Annotated in this window: 5 protein-coding genes; 1 reads left to right on the forward strand and 4 read right to left on the reverse strand. The window is 61.9% G+C overall.

Annotated elements, in window-relative coordinates; genetic code table 11:
- Nucleotides 1-238: 238 nt before the first annotated feature.
- From PMI23_RS29015 to PMI23_RS29030, 4 genes are all read right to left on the reverse strand, one after another.
- Complete coding sequence (locus tag PMI23_RS29015; protein WP_007914656.1) at nt 239-1,909, reverse strand: ShlB/FhaC/HecB family hemolysin secretion/activation protein; 1,671 nt, start codon at nt 1,907-1,909, stop codon at nt 239-241.
- A 134-nt stretch (nt 1,910-2,043) separates the two neighbouring features.
- Nucleotides 2,044-3,660: a collagen-like triple helix repeat-containing protein gene (locus PMI23_RS29020; protein WP_007914658.1), complete on the reverse strand. Its 1,617-nt coding sequence runs from the start codon at nt 3,658-3,660 to the stop codon at nt 2,044-2,046.
- 299 nt (nt 3,661-3,959) lie between these two features.
- Nucleotides 3,960-4,814: a MaoC family dehydratase gene (locus tag PMI23_RS29025; RefSeq protein ID WP_007914663.1), complete on the reverse strand. Its 855-nt coding sequence runs from the start codon at nt 4,812-4,814 to the stop codon at nt 3,960-3,962.
- A gap of 2 nt (nt 4,815-4,816) precedes the next feature.
- Complete coding sequence (locus PMI23_RS29030; RefSeq protein WP_007950382.1) at nt 4,817-6,169, reverse strand: 3-oxoacyl-ACP reductase; 1,353 nt, start codon at nt 6,167-6,169, stop codon at nt 4,817-4,819.
- 257 nt (nt 6,170-6,426) lie between these two features.
- Here PMI23_RS29030 and PMI23_RS29035 point away from each other — a divergent pair, with 257 nt between their 5' ends.
- Nucleotides 6,427-7,704, forward strand: coding sequence for an acetyl-CoA C-acetyltransferase (locus tag PMI23_RS29035; protein WP_007914669.1), 1,278 nt, complete (start codon nt 6,427-6,429; stop codon nt 7,702-7,704).
- Nucleotides 7,705-7,730 lie beyond the last annotated feature (26 nt).

A 7,730-nucleotide genomic window follows, 5' to 3' on the forward strand; every position in this document is an offset into this window, starting at 1 on the left:
CCTGTTGAGTGGTGAAAAGCTTAGGAGCGGCGTGGGTCGCTTTTGCTTTTTTGTGGGAGCGAGCTTGCTCCGGGCGGTGTTCCTACGAAGGCGGCCTGACAGCCGACCAATTTCTAACTGAATGCACTCAATCCAACTGTAGGAGTGAGCCTGCTCGCGAAGGCGGCCTGCAATCCGACCCATTTCTGCAGGTTGTACACTCCACCCGCCGCTGCCGAAGCCTCCTTGGTATTTCAGCTTACAACTGGTAGCTGAAACTGATGCTGTACCTGGGCTTGCGATTGAACGTGTCCAGCGCTTCATCCGACATTGCCTTCGCCGCTTCCAGCGCAATGTTGTAGTACTTGGCATCGCCAAACCGCAGCCCGATCGCTGCCGATGACAGGTTGTTGGCCTTTACCGGCAGTTCGTTGAACCAGCTGCGCGAGCGGTCGAGCACCACGTACGGTTGCAAGATGCGCACCCAGTTGCCGTCGCGGTTGAAGCTGTAGTTGACCTCGTACGCTACGCCCCAGCCCTTGTCGCCGGACGCTTGATCGTCGGGATAACCGCGACCGAAATTCTGCCCGCCGAACACCGCGCGTTCGCTGTCTGGCAGGGTGTCGTCGCTCCAGTACAGCGCGGCCGACAGCACGCCTTGCCAGTTGTCGAGGAACTTGTTGCTCTGCACCCCGGACAGGCGTACGCGGAAGAAATCGAGGTCGATGTCGTCGTAGTTGGTATTTGCCCCCAGGCTGTCGAAACCCTGATACACGCCGCCACTCAGAATGCGCAGTTGCCGGGCATCGGCCTTGCGCCAGTCGCCTTCGAAGGCCAGAGCGCGTACGTCGGTGCGGAACTCGGTGCTGAACGGGAAGTTGATGCCGTTGTAGCGAGTCTTGTCGTCGACTGCGTACAGGCGCGAGCCGGCGGTCAGCAATTCGTTGGAGGCGGCAATCAGCGGCAGAGTGAAACCGATGGAGTAGCGGTCGTTTTCTCGATGGGTGCTGAGTCGACCACCGCCGTCGATGAGGACTTCGGTACTGGGATCGGCGCGGTAGCGTGATGCGGACAGCGCCAGTTGCGCGCCTTCGTCATTGAGGAACTGGTTGTAGTCGAGGCGGTAGTAATGTTCGTGATCGTCACCCGGCGGGAACAAACCGCTGAGGCTCAGTTGCTCGCCCATCGAGGTTTGCGAGTTGCTGCTGACACCGAGCAAAGCCTGGGTGCCGTTGCGGTTGTCTTCGGTGGTGCTCAGCGTACTGGTGAAGGGTTTGCGGCTGGCCTGGGCGACCAGGGTTGTCGCGCCGTCGGTGGTGCCCGGTGGTGGCACCTGGGCCTGGATCGTCACGCCGGGAATGCGCGTCATCAGTGTGGTGTAACGCTCGAAGGTCTTGCGGGTCAGCGGCCGTTCGGCCTGGATCTTCGCCGCCAGTTTGTCGAGCAGCGCTTTGACCCGGCCGACATCGCCCTGGATCTGGACATCCCGCACGTAGCCTTCCACCAGCACCACGCGCGCGACGCCATCGTTGAAGTTTTGCTGCGGCAAGAACGCATAGGACAGCAGGTAACCGTCCTGCTGATAGCGTCGAGTGATGTTGCGCGTGGCTTCGATCAGGTCGGCGAGCGTGGCTTGGTGGCCGATCAGGGGCTTATAGATTTCGGCGAGCTCGTTGAGCGGGTAGAGGGTTCCGCCTTCGATCTGCACGGTTTGCAGATTGATCTTGGTATCCATCAACAGCGGTTGCGCAGCGGCGGCACCGGCGTCCGGCACTTGCACGGGCGTGGCGCTCGGGCGATAAGCATCGGCCGGCAGGTTCGGCACAGGCAGGTTGCGGATGGTTTCGTTGCTGTTGAGAAAACTGGGCAGGGTGTCGGCGAGGGCGGCGGAACTGAGACTGAGGAACAGCAGGGATGCCATTACGCGCATAGGACACTCCATGGTCAGATCACAGCGCAGAGCTGTTTTTTTCCTAAGAAAAAAGCGGAAGACTCGTGGGAATCTTCCGCCCTCAACCAAGCGTAGGCGCTGTAGGTGAGGCCGTCGAATCGGCCAGGTGCAATTTAGCGTTTGTTGCCTCCCAAGGCGCCGGTCAGACCGCCGAGTACACCGCCTAGACCGCCACCGGTGGTGCCCCCGCTGGTACCCCCGCTGGTACCGCCGTTGACCAGACCGCCGACGGCAGCGACGGTGCCGCCGACGTTGGTGACCAGACCACCGACCGCGGTGGTGACCGGGTTATTGGTCGCTGCAATGGTGTTGCCGATACTGCTGACCGCACCGCCAACCTGACCGGTGAGACCTGCAACAGGTGAGCCGATACCGGTCGCCGCGCCGACTTGTTGAGTCACGTTGGTAACAGCGCTGGTGACCGGGTTCAGGCCATTGCCCAAGGTGGCGCCGACCGTGGCCAGAGGTGAAGTTGTCGCGGTGATCGGGGTGCCCGATCCGCCCAGCACGGTGTTGAGCGAAGCCACGGTATTGCCCAGGCCGACAGCGGTAACACCACCTGCGCTGACGACGCCATTGGTATTTCCGGCATTCAAGCCTGCGCCAACGTTGACCACCGCACCGCCAACGGTTTGCAGCAAACCGGTGCCGCCGAGGCCACCGCCCAAGCCACCACCCACTCCACCGCCAGTACCCGCGCCGGTGCCGTTGGACACCAGACCGCCGGCCTTGCCCACCGCGGTGCCGGTATTGCTCAATGCGCCGCCGAGTGTGTTGGTCAAGGCATTGCCGTTACCCGCGTCGGTGACCTTGCCGCCCAGGGTGTTCACCGCGCCGCCGACTTGCGCAACCACGCCTTTGAGTGGATCGCCAAGACCTGTGGTCGCGCCGAGTTTGTCCGTGGTGCTTTCGACCATCGCAATCACCGGCACCAGACTACCGCCGAGTTTGTTGGTCAGTTGGCTGGTCGGGCCGCTGGTCAGTGTGGTGTCGAGGGTATTGCCGAGCATGGTGACTTTCTCGCCGACACCATCAAGCAACGGTGCGACTTTGGTCACCACACCGCCGACCACCGGCACGCTGCCGGTTGCCGTTGTCAGTTTGCCGCTGAGATCAGAGACGCCGTTGCCTACATCGGTGACCACGCCGCCGACCGAAGCGACGGTGGTGGTCAGGCCGTTAGGGTCGGTGGCCAGTTTACCGATGCCGTTGCTCACACCATTACCTAACGTAGTGACGACATTGCCGGCGGTGTTGGCCGCACTCTGGACCACGCCACCGACCACAGGAACGGTGCTCAGGGAATCGCCGATCTGGCCGACGCCATCGCCGACACCGGCCACGGTGGTGCCGACATCCTGCACCAGTGTGGTGGTGACCAACGGGGTGGTGGTTGGATTGGTCGGGTTGGTGGGATCGGTCGGATCTGTCGGGTTGGTTGGATTGGTCGGATCGGTGCCACCTGTGCCACCTGTACCACCGGTTCCGCCAGTACCACCCGTGCCACCGGTTCCGCCAGTCCCGGCAGTATCACCGGTGCCACCGGTTCCGCCAGTGCCCGCAGTATCACCGGTGCCTCCCGTACCGCCAGTGCCAGCGGTACCGTCCGCCGCAGAGCTGCCGGAACTGCTTTTATGACCGCCACCACCGCTGCTGCACCCGGTGAGGCCAAGGGAGAGAATCAATGCCAGAGCGATTGCCGATTTGCACCATACGCCTTGAGTTTTCATGATCGTAATTCCTTGCACCTGTCACAACGTTCGTTGACTTCGATGGCTCGCCGATCTGTCGTCGGTGATGCCTTCGACCGTTGTGCTCAATCTCAGTCCAGGGGCGGGTTTCAGGCCATTCTCAAGTTGGTATTAACGCCTTTATATAGAGGGTGAAGTTCAGCGCCTAAGGACTAATACCCACGATATAGCCGCGCAAAAAAAGGCCTTGATAATCAAGGCCCGGGTTTTTTCGGCGAAGGGGGAAAGGCTGGGAAAAACTTAAGTGATATACACACAATTAACGGTGTTCCGAGTGCTCAGGCAATCGGTTGCCACTGCCCGAGCATGTGCTCCAGGTCTTGTGCACCGATCAGCCGCAACTCTCCACTGGAACCCGCCGCGCTCGCCAGCAAGGTCACCTCACTGGGCAGGCGCACCGGTTTGCGAAAATGCACGGCGATTTCGAGGTTGGCCTTGGGCAAATGATCGCCCAGCGCCGCCAGGGTTCGAGCCTTGTTCCACAAACCATGGGCGATGGCTGTTGGGAAGCCAAACAGCTTGGCACTTGCCGCACTCAGGTGAATCGGGTTGTAGTCTCCGGACACTTTGGCGTATTGCCGACCGATATCGGCCGGGGCTTTCCAGCGCGCCACCTCCACCAGCGATTGCGACGGCTCCCAGGTCAGTTCGACCGGCTCGCCCTCAAGCTTGACGCCGCGACAGAGCATCTGGCTTTCCGCTTCCCACAATGGCCCGAGCTGATCATCCAGCGTGGTCAGCAGATCGAACGTCGCACCTTTGGGGTGCGGTTGCAGGTTGTGCACGCGAACGCTGACTTGCGCCCGACCGATCCCGCCCATCGGGCGCAACACGCGAATGCGGTTGCTCAAATGAATCAGCCCCAACAGGGGAAACGGAAACTCTTTGGCAGTGAGCAATTGCATCTGCAGGGCGAAGGCGAGGATGTGCGGATACGTCGGCGGCAGCAGACCGTCATCGACGAATCCACACACCCTGCGATAGGCCGCCAGACGTTTGCCATCGACATCGACCCAACAGCGCAAGCCGCCGTCAGGCAATTGCGTGCCGGTGATTTTCCGTCGTGTCGCCGCCCGTGCGTACAGCCCCGGCAGATTCGGTTCGCGATCCAGCGTATGCCATTCGATGCTCATGCCTAAGCCCCCAGAACACTTTGTCCACAAACCCGCAGCGCCTGCCCGGTGAATGCGCCGGTGCCTGGTTGCGCCAGCCACGCGACCGCTTCGGCGACATCCTGCGGCAAACCGCCCTGGCCCAGTGAACTCATACGCCGGCCAGCCTCGCGCAGGCCGAACGGAATGTGTGCAGTCATCTGCGTTTCGATAAAACCGGGGGCGACGGCGTTGATGCTGATACCGCGTTCCAGCAGCGTCGGCGCCCATGCCTGCGCCAGACCTATCAGCCCGGCCTTGCTCGCGGCGTAGTTGGTTTGCCCACGGTTGCCGGCGATGCCACTGATTGAGGCCAGCAGAATCACCCGCGCATTATCGTGCAGCGTGCCATTGTCGAGTAGCGCCTTGGTCAATACTTGCGGGGCATTGAGGTTGACTGCGAGCACCGCGTCCCAGAATTCCGGGGTCATATTGGCCAAGGTTTTGTCGCGGGTGATGCCGGCGTTGTGCACCAGAATGTCGAGGCCGTCAGGCAGTTGTTCGATCAATTGCGCGGCGGCGTCTTCGGCGCAGATATCGAGGGTAATCGCACGACCGCCGAGGCGCGCGGCGAGGGCTTCCAGATCCGTCTTGGCCGGGGGAACATCGAGCAGGATCACCTCGGCACCATCGCGGGCCAGGGTTTCGGCAATGGACGCACCGATGCCGCGTGCAGCACCGGTGACCAGCGCCTTGCGCCCGGCCAGTGGCCGCGTCCAGTCAGTCACCTGCGTCGCACACGCCGTCAGGCGAATCACCTGCCCGGACACGAACGCGCTTTTCGGCGAGAGGAAAAACCGCAGCGGACCTTCCAGTTGATCTTCAGCGCCTTCGCCGACGTAGATCAATTGCAGCGTGCCGCCGCTGCGCAGCTCCTTGGCCAGCGAACGGGAAAACCCTTCCAGTGCTCGTTGCGCACTCGCGGCAAACGGGTCAGTCAGGCTTTCCGGCGCACGACCGAGAATCACCAGGTGCGCGCTGTGCTCAAGGTTCTTCATCAACGGCTGAAAGAATTCGCGCAGCTGTTTGAGCTGGTCGGTGTGCAGCAGTTCGCTGGCGTCGAACACCACGGCTTTGAGTTTCGGGCCGTGGCCGGGAATCCATTCAGTCGCGGTCGTCGGTTGCTCGCCGTAGCGGTAGATACTCTCGGTCAAACGGTTGGCGAAAGCGCTGACGCGTTCGGCCAGCGGCCCGCCGCCGATCAGCAGCGCACCTTCCACCGGCCGCAGGCGCCCGGCCTGCCAGCGTTCCAGTCGCACCGGCGACGGCAGACCCAGCGCCCCGACCAGACGATGGCCGATGGACGAGTTGGCGAAGTCGATATAGCGGTCAGACATGGAACGCTCTCCAGAAGTTGGGGTTCAAAGTGTGGACTGTCGATGGCAATCAATCGTTCGATCCACGCAATAAGGCCTACGCTAGACACTGAGGTTTAGCAGGTCTTGCAGAGGAACGCGGTACTTGTGGGAGCGAGCCTGCTCGCGAAAGCGATATGTCAGCCACTGAAGATGCTGAATGTGCCGGCGTTTTCGCGAGCAGGCTCGCTCCCACAGGGGACTGCATCAAATTCGATCAATTTGAAAAGGAGTTATTCATGAGTCAGCTGCGCCGCGTCGCGATCATCGGCGGTAACCGTATCCCTTTCGCCCGCTCCAACGGGCCGTACGCCACCGCGAGTAATCAGGCGATGCTCACCGCCGCCCTTGAAGGCCTGATCGAACGCTACAACCTGCACGGTCAGCGCATCGGCGAAGTGGTGGCGGGCGCGGTGCTGAAATTGTCACGAGATATGAGCCTGACCCGCGAATGCGTGCTTGGCTCGCGCCTGTCCCCGGCCACGCCGGCCTACGACATTCAGCAAGCCTGCGGCACCGGTCTGGAAGCGGCGATCCTGGTGGCAAACAAGATCGCCCTCGGCCAGATCGAGAGCGGTATTGCTGGCGGCGTCGACACCACCTCGGACGCGCCGATCGGTGTCAGCGAAGGCCTGCGCAAAATTCTCCTGCAAGCCAATCGCGCCAAAACTACCGGCGACAAACTGAAAACCTTTCTGCAATTGCGACCGAAACATCTGATTCCGGATTTCCCACGCAACGGCGAGCCACGCACTGGCCTGTCGATGGGCGAGCACTGTGAATTGATGGCGCAGACCTGGCAGATCCCGCGTGAAGAGCAGGATCAACTGACCCTCGAAAGCCACCACAAACTCGCCGCGTCCTACAGCGAAGGCTGGCACAACGACCTGATGACGCCGTTCCTTGGTCTGACTCGCGATAACAATTTGCGCCCGGACCTGACCCTGGAAAAACTCTCGACGCTGAAACCGGCGTTCGAGAAAAGCGCTAAAGGCACGTTGACGGCGGGTAACTCCACGCCGCTCACAGATGGCGCGTCCGTGGTGCTGCTCGGCAGTGAGGAATGGGCGAAGGCGCGTGGCCTGCCGATCCTCGCTTATCTGCGCGATGGCGAAGCAGCGGCAGTGGATTTCGTCAACGGTGCCGAAGGGCTGCTGATGGCGCCGGTGTATGCGGTGCCGCGGTTGCTGGCGCGCAATGGTCTGACCCTGCAGGACTTCGACTACTACGAAATTCATGAAGCGTTTGCGGCTCAGGTGCTGTGCACGCTGAAGGCCTGGGAAGATCCGGAATACTGCAAAACCCGGCTGGGCCTTGACGCGCCGCTGGGCTCGATCGATCGCAGCCGACTCAATGTGAAGGGCAGTTCGCTGGCGGCCGGGCATCCGTTTGCCGCGACCGGTGGGCGCATCGTCGCGAACCTGGCGAAGTTGCTGGACGCGGCGGGGAAGGGCCGGGGCCTGATCTCGATTTGCGCGGCGGGCGGGCAAGGCGTCACCGCCATCATCGAACGCTAACGCTTGAAGAGCCCCTCACCCTAGCC

Source organism: Pseudomonas sp. GM24 (assembly GCF_000282235.1).
Taxonomy (GTDB): Bacteria; Pseudomonadota; Gammaproteobacteria; order Pseudomonadales; family Pseudomonadaceae; genus Aquipseudomonas.

Bases quoted from the DNA above. Each gene is read 5' to 3' on its own strand.
- PMI23_RS29015 (WP_007914656.1), bottom strand. From the start codon at position 1,909: ATGCGCGTAATGGCATCCCTGCTGTTCCTCAGTCTCAGTTCCGCCGCC.
- PMI23_RS29020 (WP_007914658.1), bottom strand. From the start codon at position 3,660: ATGAAAACTCAAGGCGTATGGTGCAAATCGGCAATCGCTCTGGCATTG.
- PMI23_RS29025 (WP_007914663.1), bottom strand. From the start codon at position 4,814: ATGAGCATCGAATGGCATACGCTGGATCGCGAACCGAATCTGCCGGGG.
- PMI23_RS29030 (WP_007950382.1), bottom strand. From the start codon at position 6,169: ATGTCTGACCGCTATATCGACTTCGCCAACTCGTCCATCGGCCATCGT.
- PMI23_RS29035 (WP_007914669.1), top strand. From the start codon at position 6,427: ATGAGTCAGCTGCGCCGCGTCGCGATCATCGGCGGTAACCGTATCCCT.